The organism is Myxococcus sp. CA039A, from assembly GCF_013336645.1.
GTDB lineage: Bacteria > Myxococcota > Myxococcia > Myxococcales > Myxococcaceae > Myxococcus > Myxococcus llanfairpwllgwyngyllgogerychwyrndrobwllllantysiliogogogochensis.
This window is the reverse complement of the sequence record NZ_JABUMQ010000179.1, coordinates 1-22,469: the sequence shown is the minus strand read 5'-3', so window position 1 is coordinate 22,469 and position 22,469 is coordinate 1. Positions and strand designations below refer to the sequence as shown.

Annotated in this window: 17 protein-coding genes; 9 read left to right on the top strand and 8 right to left on the bottom strand. The window is 70.5% G+C overall.

From position 1 onward, the window contains the following. Both HR086_RS27420 and HR086_RS27415 read right to left on the bottom strand, forming a co-directional pair. On the bottom strand, positions 1 to 5,145 hold a 5,145-nt coding region (locus tag HR086_RS27420; RefSeq protein ID WP_174467102.1), incomplete at its 3' end, for a non-ribosomal peptide synthetase. A gap of 11 nt (positions 5,146 to 5,156) precedes the next feature. Beyond that, the gene (locus HR086_RS27415; protein ID WP_174467101.1) at positions 5,157 to 7,217 is read right to left on the bottom strand and encodes a hypothetical protein; all 2,061 of its coding nucleotides are present in this window, start codon (positions 7,215 to 7,217) and stop codon (positions 5,157 to 5,159) included. 111 nt (positions 7,218 to 7,328) lie between these two features. Here HR086_RS27415 and HR086_RS27410 point away from each other — a divergent pair, with 111 nt between their 5' ends. The 5 genes from HR086_RS27410 to HR086_RS27390 all read left to right on the top strand — a co-directional run bounded on the left by HR086_RS27410 (position 7,329) and on the right by HR086_RS27390 (position 12,678). Continuing rightward, positions 7,329 to 7,502, top strand: coding sequence for a Xan family putative trans-acting RiPP leader peptide (locus tag HR086_RS27410; RefSeq protein ID WP_141643698.1), 174 nt, complete (start codon positions 7,329 to 7,331; stop codon positions 7,500 to 7,502). Continuing rightward, positions 7,499 to 8,515: an aromatic ring-hydroxylating dioxygenase subunit alpha gene (locus HR086_RS27405; RefSeq protein WP_174462786.1), complete on the top strand. Its 1,017-nt coding sequence runs from the start codon at positions 7,499 to 7,501 to the stop codon at positions 8,513 to 8,515. Before HR086_RS27410 ends, HR086_RS27405 begins: the two co-directional genes overlap by 4 nt. A gap of 56 nt (positions 8,516 to 8,571) precedes the next feature. Then, positions 8,572 to 9,528: a c-type cytochrome gene (locus HR086_RS27400; RefSeq protein ID WP_371745597.1), complete on the top strand. Its 957-nt coding sequence runs from the start codon at positions 8,572 to 8,574 to the stop codon at positions 9,526 to 9,528. A gap of 88 nt (positions 9,529 to 9,616) precedes the next feature. Next, complete coding sequence (locus HR086_RS27395) at positions 9,617 to 11,530, top strand: hypothetical protein (RefSeq protein WP_174456469.1); 1,914 nt, start codon at positions 9,617 to 9,619, stop codon at positions 11,528 to 11,530. A gap of 14 nt (positions 11,531 to 11,544) precedes the next feature. Continuing rightward, positions 11,545 to 12,678, top strand: coding sequence for a hypothetical protein (locus HR086_RS27390; protein ID WP_254614574.1), 1,134 nt, complete (start codon positions 11,545 to 11,547; stop codon positions 12,676 to 12,678). 28 nt (positions 12,679 to 12,706) lie between these two features. Here HR086_RS27390 and HR086_RS27385 read toward each other — a convergent pair whose 3' ends face one another. Next, a complete protein-coding gene (locus HR086_RS27385; protein ID WP_254626491.1) occupies positions 12,707 to 13,987 on the bottom strand; it encodes a TldD/PmbA family protein in 1,281 nt (426 codons plus the stop codon). Between the two features lie 183 nt (positions 13,988 to 14,170). Between HR086_RS27385 and HR086_RS27380 the strand changes: the two genes are divergently transcribed. Then, positions 14,171 to 15,532: a metallopeptidase TldD-related protein gene (locus tag HR086_RS27380; protein ID WP_174467099.1), complete on the top strand. Its 1,362-nt coding sequence runs from the start codon at positions 14,171 to 14,173 to the stop codon at positions 15,530 to 15,532. Between the two features lie 4 nt (positions 15,533 to 15,536). Here HR086_RS27380 and HR086_RS27375 read toward each other — a convergent pair whose 3' ends face one another. Beyond that, on the bottom strand, positions 15,537 to 16,859 hold the full coding sequence (locus HR086_RS27375; RefSeq protein WP_174467098.1) for a cupin-like domain-containing protein: 1,323 nt from the start codon (positions 16,857 to 16,859) through the stop codon (positions 15,537 to 15,539). 151 nt (positions 16,860 to 17,010) lie between these two features. Here HR086_RS27375 and HR086_RS27370 point away from each other — a divergent pair, with 151 nt between their 5' ends. Both HR086_RS27370 and HR086_RS27365 read left to right on the top strand, forming a co-directional pair. Continuing rightward, complete coding sequence (locus tag HR086_RS27370) at positions 17,011 to 17,895, top strand: pirin family protein (protein ID WP_174467097.1); 885 nt, start codon at positions 17,011 to 17,013, stop codon at positions 17,893 to 17,895. Between the two features lie 91 nt (positions 17,896 to 17,986). Then, the gene (locus HR086_RS27365; protein ID WP_174462781.1) at positions 17,987 to 18,631 is read left to right on the top strand and encodes a hypothetical protein; all 645 of its coding nucleotides are present in this window, start codon (positions 17,987 to 17,989) and stop codon (positions 18,629 to 18,631) included. A gap of 37 nt (positions 18,632 to 18,668) precedes the next feature. Here the strand turns inward: HR086_RS27365 and HR086_RS27360 are convergent, their stop codons facing one another. The 4 genes from HR086_RS27360 to HR086_RS27345 form a co-directional block, all read right to left on the bottom strand. After that, positions 18,669 to 19,262: a 50S ribosomal protein L11 methyltransferase gene (locus tag HR086_RS27360; protein ID WP_217441974.1), complete on the bottom strand. Its 594-nt coding sequence runs from the start codon at positions 19,260 to 19,262 to the stop codon at positions 18,669 to 18,671. 3 nt (positions 19,263 to 19,265) lie between these two features. Continuing rightward, the gene (locus tag HR086_RS27355) at positions 19,266 to 19,694 is read right to left on the bottom strand and encodes a 2TM domain-containing protein (RefSeq protein ID WP_174456463.1); all 429 of its coding nucleotides are present in this window, start codon (positions 19,692 to 19,694) and stop codon (positions 19,266 to 19,268) included. 71 nt (positions 19,695 to 19,765) lie between these two features. Beyond that, complete coding sequence (locus tag HR086_RS27350) at positions 19,766 to 20,242, bottom strand: carboxymuconolactone decarboxylase family protein (RefSeq protein ID WP_141643687.1); 477 nt, start codon at positions 20,240 to 20,242, stop codon at positions 19,766 to 19,768. A 161-nt stretch (positions 20,243 to 20,403) separates the two neighbouring features. Further along, complete coding sequence (locus tag HR086_RS27345; RefSeq protein ID WP_174467096.1) at positions 20,404 to 21,939, bottom strand: PLP-dependent aminotransferase family protein; 1,536 nt, start codon at positions 21,937 to 21,939, stop codon at positions 20,404 to 20,406. A 165-nt stretch (positions 21,940 to 22,104) separates the two neighbouring features. Here HR086_RS27345 and HR086_RS27340 point away from each other — a divergent pair, with 165 nt between their 5' ends. Then, positions 22,105 to 22,428, top strand: a complete 324-nt coding sequence (locus HR086_RS27340) for a helix-turn-helix domain-containing protein (protein WP_174467095.1) — start codon at positions 22,105 to 22,107, stop codon at positions 22,426 to 22,428. The last annotated feature ends 41 nt before the right edge of the window (positions 22,429 to 22,469 follow it).

The following is a 22,469-nucleotide window of genomic DNA, read 5'->3' as shown; positions in this document are numbered from 1 at the left end:
GTTGGGGAGAGGGAGGGCAGGCGCGTGGTGCTGAGCGAGTGCGGCGGCCAGTCCCGCGACGGAGGGAGAGGCGAAGAGGGAGGCGAGAGGAAGCTCGACGCCGAAGGCGAGGCGGATGCGGGAGACGAGGCGGGTGGCGGAGAGGGAGTGGCCGCCGAGGGAGAAGAAGTCAGCGTCGCGAGGGACGACGGAGAGGGAGAGGACGTCAGCGAAGAGCTGGGAGAGGAGAGCCTCTGCCTGGCCACGAGGAGCGGAGTCGGAAGAGGACTCGGCCGCGACAGCGGAGGAGATGTCGAAGGAGGAGAGGGCCGTCCTGTCGACCTTGCCGCTGGTGGTGAAGGGGAGGGAGGGGAGGGAGAGGAAGCGGGAGGGGACGAGGGCTTCCGGAAGAGAGGAGGCCAGCGCGTCGCGAAGAGAGGAGAGAGAGGGTGCGGAGTCGTCGAGGACGAGGAAGGCGACGAGGAAGGTGTCGCGAGAGGGGCGGAAGGGAAGGACAGCGGCCTGACGGACGCCGTGGAGGCGAAGGAGAGCGGCTTCGATTTCCTCGACTTCGACGCGGACGCCGCGGAGCTTGAGCTGGAAGTCGGAGCGTCCGAGGAAGGAGAGGGAGCCGTCGTCATTCCAGCGGGCCCTGTCGCCCGTGTCGTAGAGGCGAGAGCCGGGGGAGGAAGAGAAGGCGTCTGGGATGAAGCGCTCAGCGGTGAGGTGAGGAAGGGAGTGGTAGCCGCGAGCGAGGCAGATGCCGCCGATGAAGAGCTTGCCTGGGACGCCTGGGGGGAGAGGCTGGAGGGAGTCGTCGAGGACGTAGAGGCGGCAGCGAGGAAGAGGGCGGCCGAGACGAACGGGGCGGTGGGGGAGGGAGATTTCGGCGGCGACGTTGATGCTGGCTTCAGTGGGCCCGTAGGTGTTGACGAGGCGGGTGGAAGTCAGCGCGAGGGATTGGACGAGAGAGTCGGGGAGGACTTCGCCGCCAGTGACGAGGACGGAGAGAGAGCGGAAGGCGTCGAAGGCACCGGGCTCCTCGAGGGCCGTGGCGAGGGAGGAGGGGGTGATGACGACGTGGGAGACGCGGTGGCGGAGGATGTCGCGCGCGAGGCCGAGGGGGCCGACGTCGCGGAGGATGACGCGAGCGCCGCGGGAGAGGCTGAAGAGGATTTCCTCCTGGTGGATGTCGAAGGAGAGGCTGCCGGAGGCGGCCCAGGTGTGGCCGGGGGCAGTGGAGTAGAGGGAGTCGAAGGCGTCGAAGCAGTGGACGACGTTCTGCTGGGTGGAGAGGACGCCCTTGGGCAGGCCGGTGGAGCCCGAGGTGTAGAGGATGTACGCCAGGTTGTCCGGATGCGCGCGTGAGGGCTGCGCGAGCGCCGCACCGGGCCGCAGGGCGTCTTGTGGCTGCACGAGCACCGCGTCGAGTTGAACGCCGTCAAACAGCGAAGGCGAAGTGACGACGAGGCTGGCACGGGACTGCTGAAGCAGCAGTGCACGGCGTGCTGGTGGATGAGACGGCTCCAGCGGAAGGCATGCGGCGCCGGTGAGGTGGACGGCGAGCAGCGAGACGACGGCCTCGGAGGAGCGCTCGACGCAGACGCCGACGACGGCCTCGGGACGAGCCCCCAACGCTGCGAGGTGGGACGCGAGACGCGAGGCGCGCGCATGAAGCTGCGCGAAGGTGAGCGTGGCATCCGGAGCGACGAGCGCGATGGCGTCGGGAGTGCGAGCGAACGCGGCTTCAAGAAGAGAAGCGACAGTGCCGTCTGCGTCGAAGGTCCGCTCGGTGTCGTTGAAGTCGAGCAGGACGCGTCGTCGCTCGTCGGCGTCGAGGAGGGAGAGCTCGGAGAGGGGAAGCTGGGGAGCGGCGAGGGCCTGCTCCAGCAGCAGGACGAAGTGGGAGAGCATCCGCTCGACGGAGGCGTGCTCGAAGAGGTCGGTGCGGAACTGGAAGAAGAGCTGGAGCGAAGAGTCCGGCAGTTCGGTGGCGGTGAGTGCGAGGTCGAGCTGGCTGGTGCCGTTGTCGACGAAGACGTGCTGCGAAGACAGGCCGGTGAAGGAGAGGGGCGAGTCGACGCGGCGCAGGTCGAACATCACCTGGAACAGCGGCGCGTGGCTCAGGCTGCGCTCGACATGGAGCGCATCGACGACCCGCTCGAAGGGGGCGTGCTGGTGGCTGAAGGTCTCCAGTGACATCGCCCAGACGTGGGCCAGCAGCATGGAGAAGGGCGCGGCTGGCAACAGGTGGGTGCGCAGCACGAGCGTGTTGATGAAGAGACCGACGATCTCCTCCGTGGACTCGTGACTGCGGCCGGAGACAGGCGTGCCGATGCACAGCTCCTGCTCACCGGAGTAACGGTGGAGCAGGGTGGCGAAGACGGCATAGAGCGCCATGAAAGGCGTCACCTGGTGATGTCGGCACAGGGCCTCCAGGCGCTGACGGACCTCGCGGGGCAGCATGTGTCGACGCGAGTACGCGCCCCGGTCGGAGAGGACCGGCGGTCGAGGCTTGTCGGTGGGAAGCATGAGCAGCGCCGGTGCACCGGCGAGCTGTCGCTTCCAGTATTCGAGGTGGATGTCCTCACGCGCGCGCACCTCGGGAGTGCGCTGCCACGCGGAGACATCCGCGTAGGTCATGGTCACCGGCGCCGGGGCGGGCTCACGGCCTTCCTGGAGGGCGGAGTACGTCCGCGCCAGCTCATTCAGGAGGATGCCCATGGACAGGCCATCCACCACCAGGTGGTGAAGCACCAGGAGCAGCACGTGCTGCTCGGGGCCGACGCTGAAGAGGCGGAACCGGTACAGCGGCCCGTCTTCCAACGAGAGCGGGCGCGCGGCTTCTTCACTCAGTCGGCGCTGGAGCACGGCCTCCGGTGTCCCCGCCTCGCGAGGGAGCCGCGACAGGTCTTCCACGGCGAGCACGGGCTCGTGCACCGCGTGGGTGCGCAGGCGCGGGCTGCCCTCGACGGGCGTGAAGGTGACGCGAAGCGCGGCATGTCGCTCCACCATCCGGCGCAGCGTGGCCTCCATCGCGGGCACGCTCAGCACGCCCCGGAACTCCAGCGCGTCGACGACGAGGTACGCCGCCGAGTCGGGCTGAAGCTGTTGAAGGAACCACAGCCGCTCCTGTGCCAGGGACGTCATCGGGACGGCGTCGTCGGGAAGCTGCGTGGGGCCCGCGAGGGGCGCTCCGAGCGACGCGGCCTTGGGCCCCAGCGCGCGCGCCAGGGAGGCCACCGTGGCGTGGGAGAACAGCGCGCTCAGCGGCAGCTCCACCCCCACCGCATGCTGTACGCGCGCCAGCAGCCGCGTCGCGCTCAACGAGTGCCCACCCAGGTCGAAGAAGTCGCTGTCCCGTCCCACCCTCTCCACACCCAGCACCTGCTGGAACAGGCCCGCGAGCAGCGCCTCCAGCTTTCCTCGAGGCTCGCCTCCAGGGACAGCGCCCGATGCATCGCCGCGCTCGAGCGGCATCACCCCCAGCGCTCGCCGGTCCACCTTCCCCGAGGTCGTCAGGGGCAGGGTGGAGAGCGTCATGAGCACGGAGGGCACCAGGTGCTCGGGGAGCTGCTGTCGCAGCCACGCACGCAGGGCCGTGCTGACACGGGCCGCATCCAGGCCCACATCCGGGACGATGAAGGCCACCAGCGACAGCTCTCCGGCCGTCACCTCGCGCGCGAGCACCGCGACTTCGCGGACCTCGGGATGGCGCGCGAGCAGGGCTTCGACTTCACCCGGCTCCACGCGCATGCCGCGCAGCTTCACCTGCGTGTCGGCGCGGCCCGCGTACTCGAGCTCTCCGTCCGGCGTCCACCGCGCCAGGTCTCCGGTGCGGTACAGCCGCGCGCCGGGGATGGGGCTGAAGGGATGGGGCAGGAAGCGCTCCGCCGTGAGGTCCGGACGGCCCAGGTATCCACGGGCCACGCCCACGCCGCCGATGTACAGCTCGCCGGCCACGCCGGGGGGCAGGGGCTCCAGCGCTTCGTCGAGCACATAGAGCCGCGTGTTGGGCCACGGCGTGCCCAGGGTGATGGCGCCCGGTACCACCGCGTGCGGAGTGATGGCGGCACAGACGCTGGCCTCCGTCGGGCCGTAGGCGTTGAGCATCCGGCGCCCCTCGCTCCAGCGCTCGGCCACGGCGATGGGCAGGGCTTCGCCCGCGGAGATGACGGTGCGCAGCCCCTCCAGTCCCTCCGTCTCCAACTGCGCGAGCACGGATGGGGTGAGGGTGACGGCGGTGACGGCGCGCTCACGCAGCAGCGCTCGCAGGGGCGCGTCGGGAAGCAGTCGCTCCTGGGGCGCGAGCACCAGCGTCGCGCCCGCGAGCAGCGTGGCGAAGACCTCGCACACGGAGGCGTCGAAGGTCATCGACGCGAACTGGAGCACCCGGTCCTCCGGCCGGAAGCCATGCGCCTGGACCGCGGCCAAAGCCGTATTGCGCAGACCCGCGTGTGGCACCAGGACGCCCTTGGGGCGTCCCGTGGAACCGGAGGTGTAGATGACGTAGGCGAGGTGCTCCGGCGTGACCACCGCGTCCAGTCGTCCGACGGACAGGTGCGCGTACTCCGGCCGGGGGCCCTCCAGCTCCACCAGCATCTCGCCTCGCAGCGGCAACTCGTCCATCACCCGCTGGTGCGCGAGCACCACGGGCGCGCCGCTGTCGGAGAGCATGAAGCCCTGGCGCTCGGGAGGATGCGCCGGGTCCAACGGAACGAACGCGCCTCCCGCCTTGAGGATGCCCAGCATCCCCACCACCTGCTCCACGGAGCGCTCCGCGCACAGCGCCACGCGCGTCTCCGGCCCCACGCTCAACGAGCGCAGGTGGCGCGCGAGCCGGTTGGCGCGCTCATCCAGCTCCCGGTACGTCAGCCGCGTGCCCTCGAAGTCGAGCGCCGTCGCGTCGGGCGCACGGTCCACCTGCTGCTCGAAGCAGGCCACCACCGTGTCGCCGCCCTCGAACTCCCGCTCGGAGGCGTTGAAGGTGGAGAGCACCCGCTGGCGCTGCTCGTCGGAGAGGACGGGGCGCGGTCCGGGCTCGTGCGCTGGAGCGTGTTCGGGCAGAGGGGTGGCGGCGCCGGGCGCGGCGACGGAGTCGACAGGGGGAACCTTCCGTCCTTGCTGGCTGGGGGAGGCCGGGGCGGAATCGTCTGGAGCTGTCATGTGGGTAGGGCTCAGAGCCTGAGGCGAACGTTGATGCCCGCGCGGAACAACCCCATGTCCACCGGTGCACCAGGCGCCACGGTGGGGTCGGGCTGAAAGCGGAACTCGCCGCCGCGCTCTCCAAAGGGAACTTCCACGAAGGCCGCGACCGTCACGTCACGCAGCCGGGAGGCGTTGATGTCCAGCCGGACGACGTAGGAGGGGTCGCCCACGTTGCCCAGCAAGGTGAGCGTTGTCGTCGGCTCGTAGATGTTGCGCGCGGTGACGGCGACCTGCGCCATGCCATAGAAGCGGCCGAAGTAGAGCGGCTGGAAGTCGCCGACGGTCTGCACCCACGTCAGCAGCTCGCGGTCATCGCTGCCCAACTGGTTGTAGAAGCCCTCCAACCGCACCACCGTCTTGAAGGTGTCCGCCACCCGCAGCTCGACCTGCATGCCGCCACTGGCCTGCACCTGCAACCCGTCCAGCGCCCGCACCTGGAAGCCACCGTCCGCCGCGCGCTCCCACGTGGCCACGTCCGCGCCATGCACCAGGGCGATCTCCGTGTTGAAGTCCAGCCGCCCCAGGCCCAGCGAGTAGTCCAGGCCATAGCGGGGGCGCCGCCCCTCATAGAACGAGCCCGTCGCCGCCAGCTCGCTGGTGCCCAGCGCGATTTCCGCGCGCACCGCGCCGCCGTAGCGCACGCGGTCCTCGTCCTCCAGTCCGCCCACTCCACTCGTCGTGTCCACCAGGTCCGCGGTGCCGATGATCCACAGGTTGGCGGCCATCTCCTCCCACGGCACGTTGACCTTCACCATGTCCACGCCGGGCCTCAAGTCATAGAGGAACAACGGGTCCGGATTGCGCGAGCGCAGGAAGTCGGTGGTGTTCCAGATCTTCGAGCTGCCCCACTTGATGTGCTGACGGCCCGCGGTGATGAAGACGTGGTCGAAGAGGCCGAAGTAGATCCACAGCCGGTCCAGGCTCGTCACGGGCGTGGAGAGCAGCGGGTCCAACGGGTCGTACGCCATCCGGCCCACCGCGAAGCTGCGCAGCCCGTCGAACGGCTTGAAGTCCAGGTACACGTCCAGCAGCGCCGGGAAGAACGGGTCCACGCCCGTCTTCGCGCTCAGCGCCCGGGTGGCGCCGGATACCTCCGCGCGCTGCAGATAGAAGCCGCCCACCGTGAGCAGCTCCGGCACCTTGAGGAATGCGGAAGGGTGCAGAGGGTCTTCCACCGCGGCCTCCTCCGTCACCGGCTGGGGCCCCTCGCCCGGCACGGAGGGACCCGAGGTGACAGACGTCCCCATGTCCGCCACCACCACGGGCCGCAGCGAGGTGTCCACGTCAACGGACGCTGGTGGACGCGGTGCCTGGCCCTCGCCTTCGCCGTCGATGGTCGGCACCGCCAGCGCCAGGCTCGCGGCGGCGGGCGCGTTCGCGGTGTCGGAGGCGGGCTCCGCGAAGGCCTCCACGGTGTTGCCGTCGGCGGTCTCGGTGTCGTCCTCCGCGTCGGTGCCGGACGCGGACACGGTGTCGCCCGATGCGTTCGTGCTCCGAACGCCGTCGCTCCCCGAGCCCAGCTCCAGCGGCGGCTCCACGCTGGAGGAGAGCGCGAGGCGCCCCCGGACAGGACGCTCGTAGGTCAGCGCGCGCACGTCGGCACCGGTGAAGAACACCGCCAGGCCGCGCGAGGGATAGTGGAAGTACAGCGTGGTGTCCGCCGTGGCCTTCACCAGGTAGCAGGGCTTCTTGCTCCGGCCGACCTTGGGACACGCCGCGCCGAATTGTTTCTCCACCGAGGCGCGCGAGGGAGGCCGGGTGGGAAAGACATCGATGCGCTGGAGTCTTCGGGTGCGTGTATCCACCGTGAAACGCGCATGCCTCGTGCCCGCCGGCGAGGACTGACCCTGATAGTCGAGCACCAGCGCGCCATCCTCACGACGTCGTGAGTCGGGCTCGCCGAACAGGATGCGCAACTGCGACTCCGTCGTGGTGCCGGGTCTGGCTTTCTTCCAGGGCTCCGCGTGGGCGGTGCCATGAAGCAGACACAACATGGCCACGATGCGCACGACGGAGGGGGCAGGGGGCATGGATGAACGCAGTCTAGTGGCGTTGTGACAGGTGAGGAAAGCCACGGTGGGTTGACATTCCCCCAGCGTTCCCCCGAGCATCCGCCTCCCCTGTGTAGTGGAGGCCATCCCATGGCGTCGGAAGAGACTGCTCAGTCCCCCTCCGAATTGGCTGCTACAGCAGTATCCACATCGACTACCGCCGAGGCGGTGTCCGCTGCTCCCGAGAAGCTCGACGAGATAGAGGAGATCGACTTCCTCCTCGAGGAAATCGAAAGCAAGATCGCCCCGCTCGCCCTGGCATGAGCGCGGCCCACGAGGTCCGCCCGTACCGGGACGCTTTCGCCCCGTACTGGCATCCGGTGGCGTACTCCCACGAGCTGCGGGACGCGCCTCTTCCAGCCCGGCTGCTGGAGACGGATCTGGTCCTCTGGCGCACCGGCTCTGGCGTCGCGGCCTCTCAGCGCTACTGCGCGCACCGTGGCGCGGACCTCTGCTCAGGCTCCATCACCCCCGAGGGCCTTCGCTGCGCGTTCCATGGCTGGACGTACGGCGAGAGCGGGCGCTGCGTCCGGATTCCCTCGCAACCCCAGACGCCCATTCCGGAGCGGGCGCGGCTCGCGACGTTTCATGCCGCGGAGCGGCATGGCCTGGTCTGGGTCTGTCTTTCACCCGAGCCCGCCGCGCCATTGCCAGAATGGCCGGAGCTGTCTGACACGACGACGGTGGCCACGGTGCCGCTGCCGCGCCTGGACTGGGATATCGCCGCCGGCCGCATGGTGGAAATCGTCCTGGACGTGGCCCACCTCTCCTTCGTGCATGAGGGGACGTTCGGCAATCCGGACCAGCCCGAGGTGCCGCCCTACGACGTGGAGAAGCGGTCGGACGGACTCTCCGCGCGCATCGTGTATCCCGCGCTGGCGCCTGGTGTCGGTGGCGCGCCGCCCCGGGTGGACCGGACCACGCTCACCTATGACGTGACGTTCCCTTTCGCCGCGCGGCTGTCCTTCAAGCCGACCCTCTTCTATCCGCACACCGTCTACGCGGTGGCCTCGCCCTGGTCCGAGGAGAAGATGCAGTGCTTCTACTTCGCCTCGTACCACCCGAGGATCCGCAACTTCGCGGACGTGTTCGTGAAGTCGGAGTCGGCCATCCTGGAGCAGGACCGCCGCATCGCGGAGGGGCAGCGTCCGCGCGCGCACCCGCTGGACTTCGCGGGCGAGGTCCTGGTGAAGGCGGACCGGCTCCCCATCGAATACCGCCGGGCCCTCACGGCCCTGCGCTCGGGCCGTCCGGTGGACGGGCCCCCCTTGGAATAGGAACGGGAGACACTCGAGTGAACGCAGGGAGTCGAAGCTGGGGGTGGAGTGTGTCCGTGGTGCTGCTCGTCGCCGGGGCGGCCTGTCGTCAACGGGAAGAGGCTCCCAAGGCGCCACCTCCAGCCCCGCCCGTGGTCGCCGCGAAGCCGGTGGCGCCTCCCGCGCCTACCGTGGTGCCCGCATCGGCTGACCCGGCGCTCGTGGCCCGGGGACGGTATCTGGCGGAGTCGGTGCTCGGCTGCGTCGGCTGCCACACCGAGCGGGATTACGGCCGCTTCGGCGGGCCGGTGTCGGGGCCGGTGCTGGCGGGCGCGTGTTTCGGTGAGGAATGGGAGATGCCGGGCACCCTGTGCGCGCCCAACATCACCTCAGACCCCGAGCACGGCGTGGGGCGCTGGACGGACGAGCAGCTGCTGCGCACCCTGCGTGAGGGCTACGGCCGCGACGGACGGACGCTGTTTCCCATGATGCCGTACATGGAGTGGCGCACCACCCTGTCGGACGGTGACGCCCGCGCCGTGGTGGCCTGGCTGCGCACGGTGCCCGCGGTGGCCCGCGCCACGCCCCCCTCCAAGCTGCTTCCGGAGGTGACGGCGGAGATCCAGGACCTGGCCGCGCCCCTCCCCGGACCCGTCGCCGAGCCCGCCGCGGACCCCATCGCCCGGGGCCGCTACCTGGCGACCGTCGCCCAATGCGCCTTCTGCCACGCCAGCGCGGACGAGGAACCCAAGCCCTTCGCGGGTGGCCGCGCCGCGCCCACCCCCTTCGGCGCGGAGCCCATTCCGTCCCTCTTGCCCGGGGGGCCCGTCATGAAGGGGCTGGACGAGGACGCCTTCGTCGCCCGCTTCACTGCCTTCAAGGACCTGGGCGCCGCGCCCAGCCGCAAGGGCCAGGTCAACAAGCTGGCCATGCCCTGGCAGGCCTTCGCCTCCATGAAGGAGGAGGATCTGCGCGCCATGTACCGCTTCCTGAAGACCCAGGGGACCCCGACGCGACGCGCCAGCGGCCAGTGATTGGCGCGGCGCATTCTTAGAAAGTAGGATACACGCCTTGCCCTACACCGTCCCCTGTTCTCGGTGCGCCGGGCTGGACTCGAACCCCATGACACTGTCCCTGAAAAAGCTGGTCCTGATGCTCCCGGTGTTGGCGGTCGCCTCGGGGTGCAACCTGTTCGACACGGCCGACACGGAAGGAACCCGTGGCCGGGGTGCTCGCGCGTTCGACCCGTACGACAGCTCCGCCTCCGGTGCCATCTCCCTGTCCCTGCTGTGGTTCAAGGGCTGCGCCATCCTCCCCACGGGTGAGCCCGTGACGAAGGGGGACCTGAACCTGCCGGCCTACGGGGACACCTGCTACAACATGAATGACGGCTACCCGAGGCCGGACGCGCCCTTCGAGCCGAGCGAGCCTCACGCGCGAATGGTCGTCTCCGCCGGTGAGCTGTACTTCCTGCGCGAGTTCTCCGCGATGGACGTCGAGCTGGCACGCTTCCCCGAATACAACGACAAGCGCACGCCCGCGGCGTGGATGCGCCTGGAGTCGTACTTCAAGGACCTGGACTGGTCGGGCCTGTCCTCGGGGCGTGACGGGTGGAAGCGCCTGCAGCCGCAGACGTTCCTGCGCGAGACGTTCTACGAGAACGCCGCGTGGATGCTGGCCACGGACGACACCTTCCTGCTGGAGGTGCTGGACGCGGATGGCAACGTGCGCGTCAGCCAGACCTACTTGCGCTCGGACTTCCTCGCGGAGAGCCCCGTCACGGGCCGCACCCGCGCCAGCTTCACGGTGACGGGCCTGCAGCGCCCGCTGTTCCCCGGAGACCCCACGCCGCACAGGGCAGCGAACTACGACGCGCTCGAGTTCGCCACGGCGGTGAAGGTGTCCTTCGCCAACTCCACCAACCCCTTCAAGTCCTTCACCATGCCGGACCTGCGGGGCGAGGGCGTCATCCGCTTCACGTGGAGCCAGCTCCCCCAGAAGCCCTTCCTCTTCCCCGTCACCTTCCAGGACGCCAAAGAGCGCCCCCCCACCTGCTACGAGCTGGGGCCGGATGGGTTGGCCACGGACGTGCCCACGCCGTGCGGCTTCGGCCTCAAGCAGAAGGTGCAGGTCTCCCGCCCCCCCAACGGCAACTTCTTCAACGGTGGCGAGACGGTGGACTTCGTCGTGTCACTCCAGGACGGCGATGGCCACGGCCTGCATCCGCGCGGCTCCATGCCCTCGTTCATGACCTACATGGAGGAGGGCTCCAACGGCCTGGCCTACTTCAACGAGTTCATGCTGTTGACGTGGCGTGACAGCAGCGCGTCCGAGTCCGGCTTCAAGGTCGTCGGGCCGCTGCAGGACCTGAAGGTCGTCAACGGCGGCTTCGTGCCCACGGACTACTTCTCCTATCCCGCCTCGAGCGAGCCGCAGTTCTACGTGCCTCCGGACATCATGGCCGTCGCGGGCGGCCCGTGGGTGCAGCCGACGACGCGCTACACGGTGACGTTGCCGCCGGACGCCAAGCCCGGCACCTACGCCATCCTGCTCAAGGGCCACCGCAACTTCGAGGGCGAGCGGCTCAACCGGTTGGACCCGTTCTTCTTCCAGGTGGGCCAGGCCGAGCCCACCACGTACCCGGGCCGCATCGGCAACTGCCAGGTGTGTCACAACGGGGTCAGCTCGCTGAGCAACGTGCACCACGGCGTCTCTGTTGACCACGTGGAGACATGCAAGGTGTGTCACCACGACGACGTCGTCGGGCACGTGTCGGACTTCGTCCACCGGCTGCACATCAACTCGCCCAAGTACGTCCAGAACAAGGGTGACTGCACCCTGTGCCACCTGACGCGCGAGAGCACGCTGCGCCCCAGCATGATTGCCTGCGCCGGCTGCCACCCGGGCACCCACGGCACGGAGTACTTCGACCTGCCGTTCCAGGAGATCAACTCCCCCCCCAACGCTTTTGGCAATTGCGCCAACGCCTGCCACGTGACCACGGCTCCCGCCGAGCACGTGCTGCCAGTGCGCTGAGCCCCGAGGACCCGATGAAGCTCCGCTCCCTGGCTTCCAGCTTCCTGCTCTGCGCCGCCGTCGGCGGGTGTGCCGACTCCGAGGCGCCCGTCATCACCCTGCCCGACACCGCGCCCGTGGTTGACCTCCCCGCGCGCACGACGAACGTCTCGGGCGTGGTCTACGACCCGGAGGCGTTCCTCATCGCCTTCATGACGCTCCCCGAAGAGGTCACCGAGGAGGCGATACCCGGCGTCTTCAACGGGCCCTACACCGCCCTGTCCGCCATCATGGGCGGGAGCGTGACGCTGTCCTCGCCCGAGGGGAGCAAGTTCGCGGCGGCTCCCTCGGACTTCGGTGGGACGTGGCAGCTGGTCGGCGTTCCGTCGGGCGACGCGGCGACGTACCTCGCGTCCGCCACGCCCCCCGAGGAGGGTGTGGTGCTGGACCCCGAGTTCCCCATCCCGCTGCCGCCGACGACGTACTTCCCCACCACGTACGTGCGGCCCATCCTCGCCAGCGTCACGCAGTGCTACGGCCAGTCCGCGGTGCTGGTGGGCAACACGGGCGCGCTGGACGCGGTGGCCCAGGCGATGACGGCGGCGGGCACGCCCACGACGCCGGCGGACCTGTTGGACTCCACGAAGACGGGCGGTGTCGCACTCCTGTGGGTCCACGACATGAGCTTCCTGGCGGACCTGTTCCAGACGCCGGTCGGTAGCATCGCGGAGGCGTCCGCCGGCCAGCTCTTCGCGCTGGACTGGGCTCCCCCCGAAGGCTTGCCGGGCCAGTCGCCCATGGGCTTCAGCGTGCTCCCCGGCTCGGAGAGCTTCCTGGGCTACTTCGCGCTGGTGCTGCCACCCAACTCCACCGCGCCGGTGACCATCAACCTCATCGACACCTTCGTCCCGGAGCCGGGCGAGCCCGACCCCGACGCGCCGCCCCGGCCGTACCTGCTTCCGTCCGTCATCGTGGAGCCGCGTCCGGGCGAGGTCAGCGTGTACCGGGCCTTCGGGCAGTTTCCGCTTCCGCCGCCGGGCGAGGAGCCGCCGCCGGGCGGTGGCCTGGAGGACCCGCCTCCGCCGGAGCCGGAGACCACCTGGGCCTGCTACATCCCGCCCGAGCCCGTGGAGCCCCCGGCCGAGCCCGTGGGGCCCCCGGCCGAGTAGTCACGCGAGAGGTCCAGGCCTCGGGGATTCACGCCCCGGGCCGGACCTGCAGCGCGCGGAAGCGGACCGATGGCTGCCCGAAGGATACGGGCAGCGGGCCGTGGTCCAGCTTGCGGCACCCGCGCGTGGCGAAGAGGTTGAGCGCGTCGGAGCCCACGGCGTCGATGGCGGCCAGCGCCGTCAGCCCGTTGCCCCAGAGGATGCCTGGGCCCACGCGCGCCCCCGCGCGCCCGTCGCGGACCTGGCGGGCCTCGACGATGTAGAAGCTGAAGTCCCCCGACAGCAAATTCATGTGCCGTGGCGTGAGGTGCTGCACGAGCAGCCCTTGGCCCATGTCCGCGAGGAACGCGTTCAAGTTTCCCTCATGGGGCTCCACGCGGGTGTGGGCCATGCGAGGCAGCGGCGGATGGCGGAAGTCCACGCGCCGGCCGTGGCCGTTGGGCTCCAGGCCGAGCGCCCGAGCGCTGCGCGTGTCCAGCAGGGGTGAGGTGACGACGCCCTCGCGCAAGAGCGGCACCGCGCGCGCCGCGTGTCCCTCATCGTCCCAGGCGAAGCCGAGCGCGTTCTGTGCATCCGTGGGGTCGTCCGACACGTGGACGAAGGGCTCCGCCACGCGCTGTCCCATCCGGCGCGCGAGGAAGGAGCCGCCGCGCGCGACGACATCTCCCTCCAGCGGATGGCCGCAGACCTCGTGGAAGAAGCACGCGGAGGCCGCGCCCGGTGGGAGGAGGATGGGCAGCGCCTCGGAGGGACATGGCAGCGCGGGAGTCGTCTCCCGAAGCTCGCGCACCAGTGCATCCACCCAGACCTCCAGGGCGGGCAGGGCCGCATGGAGGTGCGCGGCGTCGGGGTGGCTGACGCAGCGCCAGGCATCGAACCGGGGGCCACCGGGCTCGCCGTGGAAGGCCTTCACCTCCAGCAGGGCATGACGGGTGTGCTCCTCCACGAGCCGCTCGGGATGGGCATGGAGCGTCCAGCGGTCTACCTCGCGCAGCGTCACGTCCAGGTGGGCCGCGCCCGCCTCGCGAGCGACTGTCACCAGCCGGCGAACGACGTCCTCGCGAAGCGCCGCGCCATCCGCCAGCGCGGAGGGACGAACCAGCGGCCCGCGTGTCCGCTCCAGGACCTCACCGGGGAGCAGCCCTGGCGCGGGCGCGTCCCGTGCCAGCTCCGTCCAGGTGTATTCGCCGTGGCTCGGGCTGCCCTTGCGCGCGCAGACACCGCGCTCGAAGGTCGCGGGCGGCACGCGGATGCCAGAGCGGAGATGGAGCACGTCGGAGACCTCGCGTCGCTCCACGAACCAATCCAAGGCGAGAGGCTCCTTCCGTCCGTGTCGAGGGACGCGCGAGGTATCGCGCTCCCGGGTTGTATCACGCCGCGTGGCGGACCGAGACCGGGGCTGGTGGAGGCCCTCCACGAGACGCATGATGCGAGCACGTGAGCGCGTGGCGCGACGGGGCTCGGAAGCAGGCCCTCCGGTGAATGAGTCCGCATGTCGAAAGGTGACGAGGACGTGGAAGCGACCGAGGCCGACCTGACGGACACGGCGGGCCTGTCACCTCATGACTGGAGTGTCGAGGCGCGGAAGGTGATGGACCGCCTGTGTCGCGAGCGAGGATGGCGGAGCGCGGAACTCTACCTGCTGTCGCATGCGGACCTGTCCATGGACTACGACGTAGCCACGCGGACCTCCTCCTGTAGCTGGGGTAGCGGGTTCACCGCTTCCGCCCGGGTCTGGACCGAAGCGCTCATGGGCACCGCCGTCGAGTCCGTGGATGGCGTGGCGGCCCTGGAGCGGTTGCTGCTGTCCGCGGAAGGCAAGGCACGCACCGGTACGCCCGCGCCTCTTCCCGCCTCGCCCGCGAGCCCGCCCATTTCCCAGGCCGCGTGGCGCCTGGAGACGCATCCCTCGCGCGCGCGCCTTTGCGCCGAGCGCATCGTCGAGGAGGTCCTGCCCGCGGGAGTCGTCGTCCAGGCCCTGGTGGTGAAGCAGGAATGCTCGGGGGCGTTGCTCGTGCGCAGCGATGGCTTTGAGTCCTTCCGACGGGCCGAGCATGAGGCGGCCTTCCTGCGCTGTGAGACGTCGCGTGGCGCGCTGGTGGATGCCGTGCCCCTGCTGGCCTTGATGACGAAGGGAGAGGGGGACCTTGGCCCGGTGCGCGTTCGCCTGGCCGACGCCGTGTCCGCGCTGGAAGGACCCGCGAAGCAAGCGGACCGCTCGCTTCCCCTGGTGCTGCGGCCCGCCGTCGCGGCGCCGCTCGTCGCGGGGCTCGCCTGGCTGTTGCGAGGAGACATTGGTGCGGCGATGCCCGCGCTCACCCGCGCCGTGGGCCGCAAGCTCTTCCCTTCCATCCTGTCCGTGGTGGATGACCCGCTGGACCCCCGAGGCACTCAGCACCGGAGCATCGATGACGAAGGGCGGCCCGCCCGCGTCCTGCGACTCGTCGACGAGGGCCGCCTCACGGGGTTCCTCCACACGGAGGAGACGGCCGCGCGCCTCGGCGGCGAGTCTGGGGGCCGAGGACTCCGAGAGCTCGCGCACCCCGCGACGCCCACGCCGCTCAACCTGTGTGTCCTACCGCGCGAGGATGCGCTGCCCGCCGACTACACGGAGCTGGTGGCGCGCGTGGAGAACTTCTCCACCATGCCCACGCCGGGCACGGTGTCGCTCATCGCGGGAGGCTGGGAGGTCCGCGACGGACGCCGGGTGCACCGCGTGGAGCCGCTGGAGCTGGAGCTGCCCGTGCTGGAGACGTTCCGCGGCTTGCGAGGCGTGGGCTCGGACCTGGCCTTCTTTCCCTCGGCCGAGGGGTGCGGCACGCCCACCCTGGTGCTGCCTCCCCCGGGGGGCTGAGGCCTCAGCGTCGGCGCGCGGGCACGTGGCGCCACACCGCGCGCCACCGCGCCATCTCATCCAACAGTGTGCGCACGCCCGCGCGGGGAAACGCGCGCGGAGGCAGGCGTTGGAAGAAGGACTCCTCCAGCGCGCCCACCACCTGGGGCCGGCCGGAGTTCAGCGCCTCCACCAGCGCATGGAGCCGCCGCCGCGCGCCCGGCGTGGAGCGCAGCGTCCGCGAGTATCCGTTGGCGGCCACGACGAGGCGTGCTTCGTCCAGGGGCACGGTGACGATGGGCCGCGCGGGGCTCGCCACCACCGTGTCCTCGAGCGTGAGCGGCACAAGGCCCCGCGCCTCGGGAGGAGGACCGTCCAAGGCGCCGTTGGAGAGGAAGCGCGCCCATCCCTCGGTGAGCGTGTCGCGCGTGGCTCGCAGCCCCGGGCCCCGGCCCTGCCTGGCGAGCGCGGCGCGCACCGAAGCCGGCAGCTTCCAGTCCCTGTCCTGGGGCAGCTCCCCATGGCGCAGGCTGCCAGGCCACGGCTGCTCGGGCGCGCGGTCCAGGAACATGGGCGCGCGGAAGCCGAGGCCCAGCGAGGCGGCGATGGTGAGGCCCTTGCTCGGCTCGGAGCGGTGCCAGTACGAGGAGGGCCAGTACATGAAGTCCCCCGCGCCGGCCTCGAGCACGCGCGCCTGGGCCATCATCTGACGCTCGTCCTCCGCGTCGCGCGGCACCACGCCGTGTGGCCGGTCCTTCAGCCCCGGGTCCGCATGCGGCGCCACCTCCGGCCGCGAGCTGAGCGCCTCCAGCGGCCAGAAGCTCATCCTGCGGCGGCCCTGGATGACGAAGTAGAAGACGTGCAGGTCGTCCTTGTGCACGCCGAACGGCGTGTGGCGGTAGTTGCCCAGGAACAGCGCGGAGTCCGCGCCCCCCAGCGGCACGCCGAGCGCGCCGTGGAAGCCCGACAGGAAGCTGCGCATCTGGAGCCAGTGACTCCAGTGGTGGCTCTCCGTGCTGCTCAGCACCAGCCCGAAGCGCCGTCCCTGCAGCAGTCGCTCCATCCGCCGCGCGTACCCGTCGACGTCACCGTCCTCCGGCAGGGGCAGGTAGCGCGACAGCGCGACGGCGGCGAGGACCTCCGGCGGCCCCTCCGCGGTCGCCTCGCTCTCCACGTAGAAGCGCACGGGCAGCATCGACTCGCCCTGCCGGTAGCGCATGCCCACGTTCAGCAGCGCCTCGAAGATTTCCGAGGGCGACGGGAAGTGGCGGGGGAACATCCCCTGGAACACGGTGGGTCCCTGGTCCCAGTGCTCGCGGGCGAAGCGCTTCCAGAAGGCACGAGGCAAGGCGAGAGACGGTTCAACCGGGAGTGCGGCGGAGGCTCGTGCCATGGGTCCGGGGGGATGCGCGAGGGGAAGAGTGGGTGATACTAGCATCCGGCATTCGGGCTCCACGACAACGCGGGTTCACGCGGACGCCCGGCGAGGAGAGTCGAGCATGGGGACGGATTCAGCGTCGGCGGCGCGCGTGGATGCCCTGGCGGAGCGTGGCGTGGCGGCCCTGTGGCCCGCGAAGCCGACGGAGTTGGTGGGGGACTCGCGGGTGCTGCGAGCCCTGCCCCGGGTGGAGCTGCGGCGCGTGGGGCCCTTCGTCTTCTGCGACCACTTCGGACCCTCGCCCGCCGTACCGGGCACCATGGCCGTCCCCCCGCATCCCCACGTGGGCCTCCAGACGGTGACGTACCTGTTCTCCGGTGCCCTCCGTCATCGCGACTCCGTGGGCTCGGTGCAGGACATCCATCCGGGTGATGTGAATTGGATGACCGCCGGACGCGGCATCGTCCACGCGGAGGACGTGGACTCGAGCCCCGGCGCCGCGCCGCTGCACGGCATCCAGACCTGGGTCGCCCTGCCTCGCGAGCAGCGCCACACGGAGCCCTCCTTCGAACATGTCCCCGCGTCGCGGCTGCCCCTCGTGGAGCGCGAGGGCGCCCGCGTGCGCGTGCTCGCCGGTCGCCTGGGCGACGCCGTCTCCCCCGTGCCCACCTTCCATCCCTTGACGTACCTGGACGTGGAGCTGGAGGCGGGGGCCTCGGTGTCGCTGCCCGTGCCGCCCACGCACGCGCTCGCGCTTTATGTGGCGGACGGGGACGTGGCCGTGGATGGGACGACGGTGGAGCGGGGCGTGCTCGCGCACCTGGACGAAGGCGCCTCCATGTTGTCGCTGCACTCGGTGAAGGGCGGGCGGGCGGTGGTGTTCGGAGGTGAGCCGCTGCCGGACCCGCTCGTCATCTGGTGGAACTTCGTGGTGGACAGTGTGGCCGAGGGGCGCGCCCGGCTGGCGGACTGGGAGGCGGGTCGCTTCCCGTCGCTCGCACCCTGAGCATCCGGGGTGACAGGCCCTCGTACCCGAGGGCCTCCTTACCGCGTCGGGAATCCAGTGCATGCTGCGCGCCCACTCGGGAGGAGCTGGGATGTCGAGTCAGTCGTTGGCGATGAAGCTGCTGGAGGGCGCGCGGGAGTGGGCGAAGCGGCTGCCGTCCCCGCTCTCCGGAGACGTCGCGGTGGACGTGGGCGGCAAACGGCTGCGCCTGTCTCACGTGCGGGTGGAGACGGTGGTGCGCCAGCTGCTCGGCAAGGCGAAGAACGTGGAGCTGCGCCACTGGGAGACCCGGCCGGAGCTCTATGACATCCGGCTGTCCGTGAAGGGCTGGAAGCTGCGCGTGGAGACGACGCTGGAGCGGGTGGAGTTCGTCTCGGGGCGCTATCGGCTGTGGCTGCGCACGCCCGGCCGTGTCGAGTTGGAGGAGTCGCGCGGGGCCTCGGCGCTGGTGATGGGACTGTTGCGCGCGGGCGCCAGCCGCTCCGCGCTGCGCGCCATGGCGGAGCGGTTCTTGCCTCCGGGGTTCCATTGGGACGGCCAGGTGCTCCAGGTGGAGGGCCGCCTCCCCGCGGAGGGTGTGCTCTCCGCGAGGCTCTTCGAGACCGCGTCACTTGCCATGAGCGTGGAGCACGTCGAAGAGGGACTATGGCTGGGCGCGGAGGAGTGGCCTGGACTGGTGGACATGCTCCAGGCGGTGTTTGGCACGGAGCTGCCGCGCACGCCGCCGGGGACTTGAGCCGCCACGGCGTGTGGGCCACCCCGCCGCCGTCCCATCAGGCGAGGACGATTTTGAACCGGTGTCCGTGGGAGCGGTTGAGTGTCGAGACGATTCTCACCCGGTCTCCGGGCCGCACCTGCACCCGCTCCTTGAACTCCTTCACCTGGAAGCCCCAGCACGTCGGCGGCGCGGAGGGCGAGGTCGACAGGACGGTGTGCTCGTCCATGTGCGCGCGGAAGTAGATGGCCACGCCCCCCAGGATGCCGGGAGCGTTCACCTCGAGCACCGATTCGACGGACTGCTCGTTCATCGCCTCGGTCAAATCCCCGTCGAGCTGGACGTCCCGGAGCAGGCAGGGGCGGGTGAGCAGCGTCTGCGGAGCGGTGGGGGGAATGACCATCCTGATGCGGTCCGCGACGCCATTCTCGGCGTACATCTCCAGGGCCACCTCCGCGATGGCGGACTCCTCGATGGCATAGACATGTCGTGCCCCGGCCTTCGCGGCGAGAATCGCGAGCAGGCCCGTCCCCGTTCCGATGTCGAGGACGACCTGGTCCCTGGCGTGCCGGAACAGTGACGAGCGGTAGGCGTGGACGCGCACCGTGTCGTAGAGCATCCGGTGATGCTCGGCGATATTCCCAACCGACACGCCCTACTCGTCGTCCTCCACCTTCAGCTCGCGTCTGGCCATCCCCATCACCGTGCCCATGGCATGGAACGCCAGCCCGATGCCCCAGCCCAGCGCGGGCCAGTGCACCCACCAGCCAGGGCCGGAGAAGAGGTCAATCAACGTCAGCCCGCCGAGGACGATGGTGTAGCTGAGGCCGTGCGTTGCCAGGCCCAGCAGCTCCTTGCGGTCCTTGCGCTGGTGCTGCTCCTTCTGGGCGCGGGAGACCAGGGCGACCTCCACGGCCGCCTCGCTCAGGCCCATCTCCCGCGCCATGGTGAGCACCTCCTCACGCGTCAGGGTCCGCGCAGGCTCGCGACTCGCGAGCGCATGCGCGCTGGCCTCGCGGATGATTTCCGCGGCCTCTCGCTCCGTGAAGTGCGTGGGGGGCGTTTTCTGTCGGGTGTCCGCCATGAGTCCCGGACAGTAATGCTTCGCCCGGGCTCGCGTCGATACACCCGGGCGGCGTCGCGAACCGCGTGGCTTCAGCCGGCCTTGTGCGCCGACTTCGGCGGCTGGTACGCCCCCGGCACCGAGCGCGCGGCGATGGCCAGCCGGTTCCACGCGTTGATGGTGGCCACCGCGCCGGTGAGGTCCGCCAGCTCCTTGTCCGTGAAGTGCGGCTTCACCGACTCGTACACGGCCGAGGACACATGCCCGTCCCGCAGGTTCGTGACGGCCTCCGTCCAGGCAAGGGCCGCGCGCTCCCGCGCCGAGTAGTAGGGGCTCTCCTCCCACGCATCCAGCCCGTAGAGCCGCTGCTCCGTCTCGCCGATGGCGCGCAGGTCCTTCCAGTGCATGTCGATGCAGTACGCGCAGCCGTTGAGCTGGGAGGCGCGCAGCTTGATGAGGTGCAGCAGGCCCACCTCCAACCCGCACTGATGCAGATACTTCTCCAGTCCCATCATCGCGGTGAAGATGCCCGGGGCCAGCTTCGCGGTCTCGAAACGCTGTGCTTCCATGGTCTTTCGTCTCCGTCAGGGAGGGACGTCGTGTCCCCCTCGCTGATGCGTGAAGTAACCGGGGGGCCCACGACGCGCGAGGGCCACTCGCACACCCCTCGATGGTGCCACTTCGGACCTGGGTGGGGGGCCACTTCCCAGCGAGCCGCCGGGGACTCTGTTCAGCGCAGCGCGCGCGCGAGCAGGCGCACGCCCTCGGTGATTTCCTTTTCGGGCACACACGCGTAGCCGAGCAGGAGCGCTCCGGGGCCCGTGGACTGGGTCCGGAAGGCGGACAGGGGCTGCGTCATCACCCCGGCTTCGATGCCGCGCGTGCTGGCCTCGCGGTCCTCCATTCCCTCCGGCAGCCAGCCCACCAGGTGCATGCCCGTGTGGAGGGGGGACACGTCCAGTTGCCCGCGCAATTCGCGCCGGGCTGCTTCCACGAGCGCCTCCTGCCGGCTCCCATACAACACGCGCATGCGGCGCACGTGGCGGCTGAAGTGGCCCTCGTCGATGAAGTCCGCGAGCACCGCCTGCTCGATGACGGGTGTGTGGCCGTCCGCGAAGCGCCGCGCCGCGCTGAAGACGTCCACCAGCGACTCCGGCACCACCAGGTAGCCCACCCGCAGGGCCGGAGACACCACCTTGCTGAACGTGCCGATGTAGATGACCCGCGCGTCCGGCGACAGCCCCTGGAGCGCGGGCAGCGGACGGCCCACGTAGCGGAACTCGCTGTCGTAGTCGTCCTCCACGATCCAGGCATCCGAGCGCACAGCCCACGCGAGCAGCGCCTGCCGCCTCTCCTCGCTCATCGCCACGCCCAGCGGGAAGTGGTGGGCCGGGGTGACGATGGCCAGCCGCGCGTCCGGCCGCAGCCGCATGCCGGCGTTCACGTCCAGGCCCTCCGCGTCCACCGGCACGGGCACCAGCGTGGCGCCCGCGGCGACGAGCGCGCCCCGGCTCGCGAAGTAGCCCGGGTCCTCCACCCACGCGGCATCGCCCGGGTCCAACAGCACCTGCGCCGCCAGGCTCATCGCCTGCTGCGCGCCATTGACGATGATGACCTGCTCGGGGACACACCGCACGCCCCGCGAGGTCGCCAGATAGTCCGCGACGGCGCGCCGCAGGGGCGGATGGCCCGCGGGCTCCGCGCGCTTGAGCAGATCGCCCCACGAGCGCCGCCAGCGCGTGTTGAGCAGCCGTCCCCACAAGTCACTCGGGAAGGCATCCACTGACGGCGTGCCCATGCGGAACGCCAGCCGGCTTGCGGGAATGCCAGGCGCGGTGATGCGCAGGTCCGGCAGGCCGGCCACCGCCCACCCCCGCTTGGAGATTCCCGGCGTGTGCTTCGGCGCGGCCACGGGAGCCCCGGCGCGCCGCGAGGCATGAAGCCGCTCCGGCAGCTCGTGCGCGACATACGTGCCCGAGCCCAACTGGCCCAGCAGATAGCCCTCCGACAAGAGCCGCGAGTACGCGTTGAGCACCGTGTTGCGCGACATGTCGAGCTGCTCGGCCAGCGCGCGCGTGGACAACAGCCGCGTGCCCGGCGCCAACCGCCCCGCGACGATGGCCGCGCGCAGCGCCTCCACGAGCTGCGTCTGGAGCGAGGCGCCCGAAGCGGCGTCCAACACCAGCGACGTGGCCGCCATCACCGCCGGCCGCTTGCGTGCCCGCCGCCGAGGACCCCCCTTCGCGCCGGGCTTCGAGGGCGTCATGTCCCGCGCATCCCAGTCCCGGAGAATTCACACCGGTGATGTTTGGAATCACGAGCCATCACTGTTGGAAACGTCCGCAAGCAGGTTACGTCCCGGCCGTAGCGCGAGTCGCGGCCGTGGCCCGCCCTGGGTCCGGAAGCCTGAAGGAAGAGAAGGGGAAACGTCATGCTGGGGTGGCCCTGGTTTCACCTCATCGTCGCGCCGCCGCGCGCGGGAATCGAGGAGGGAATGCGCGAGCGGCTCCTGCACGTGGCGGAGCAGCTCGTCCGGGAGCACGGTCTGGAGTCGCTGACGCTCGCGGCGGTGGCCCGAAACGCGCACGTGGGACGCGGCGCGCCGCGCTACCACTTCGGCGGCAAGCGTGGGCTGGTGGACGCGCTGGAAGAGGCGCGCCGCGGCAACGTCGTGGAGCTTCGCGCGGTGCGCCAGCAGCGGCTTTCGGTGGCGTCCGGACGCCGTCAACGCGCCGCTGTCCACAGGCGCCGTTGAGTCCTTCACAATCCGGGTGGACGTCGCGCCCGCTCCCAGGC

Excerpts from the sequence above, each read along its gene's own strand:
- HR086_RS27390 (WP_254614574.1), top strand. The coding sequence starts at position 11,545 with ATGAAGCTCCGCTCCCTGGCTTCCAGCTTCCTGCTCTGCGCCGCCGTC.
- HR086_RS27340 (WP_174467095.1), top strand. The coding sequence starts at position 22,105 with ATGCTGGGGTGGCCCTGGTTTCACCTCATCGTCGCGCCGCCGCGCGCG.
- HR086_RS27355 (WP_174456463.1), bottom strand. The coding sequence starts at position 19,694 with ATGGCGGACACCCGACAGAAAACGCCCCCCACGCACTTCACGGAGCGA.
- HR086_RS27415 (WP_174467101.1), bottom strand. The coding sequence starts at position 7,217 with ATGCCCCCTGCCCCCTCCGTCGTGCGCATCGTGGCCATGTTGTGTCTG.
- HR086_RS27365 (WP_174462781.1), top strand. The coding sequence starts at position 17,987 with ATGTCGAGTCAGTCGTTGGCGATGAAGCTGCTGGAGGGCGCGCGGGAG.
- HR086_RS27380 (WP_174467099.1), top strand. The coding sequence starts at position 14,171 with ATGTCGAAAGGTGACGAGGACGTGGAAGCGACCGAGGCCGACCTGACG.
- HR086_RS27395 (WP_174456469.1), top strand. The coding sequence starts at position 9,617 with ATGACACTGTCCCTGAAAAAGCTGGTCCTGATGCTCCCGGTGTTGGCG.
- HR086_RS27345 (WP_174467096.1), bottom strand. The coding sequence starts at position 21,939 with ATGACGCCCTCGAAGCCCGGCGCGAAGGGGGGTCCTCGGCGGCGGGCA.
- HR086_RS27350 (WP_141643687.1), bottom strand. The coding sequence starts at position 20,242 with ATGGAAGCACAGCGTTTCGAGACCGCGAAGCTGGCCCCGGGCATCTTC.
- HR086_RS27405 (WP_174462786.1), top strand. The coding sequence starts at position 7,499 with ATGAGCGCGGCCCACGAGGTCCGCCCGTACCGGGACGCTTTCGCCCCG.
- HR086_RS27410 (WP_141643698.1), top strand. The coding sequence starts at position 7,329 with ATGGCGTCGGAAGAGACTGCTCAGTCCCCCTCCGAATTGGCTGCTACA.
- HR086_RS27370 (WP_174467097.1), top strand. The coding sequence starts at position 17,011 with ATGGGGACGGATTCAGCGTCGGCGGCGCGCGTGGATGCCCTGGCGGAG.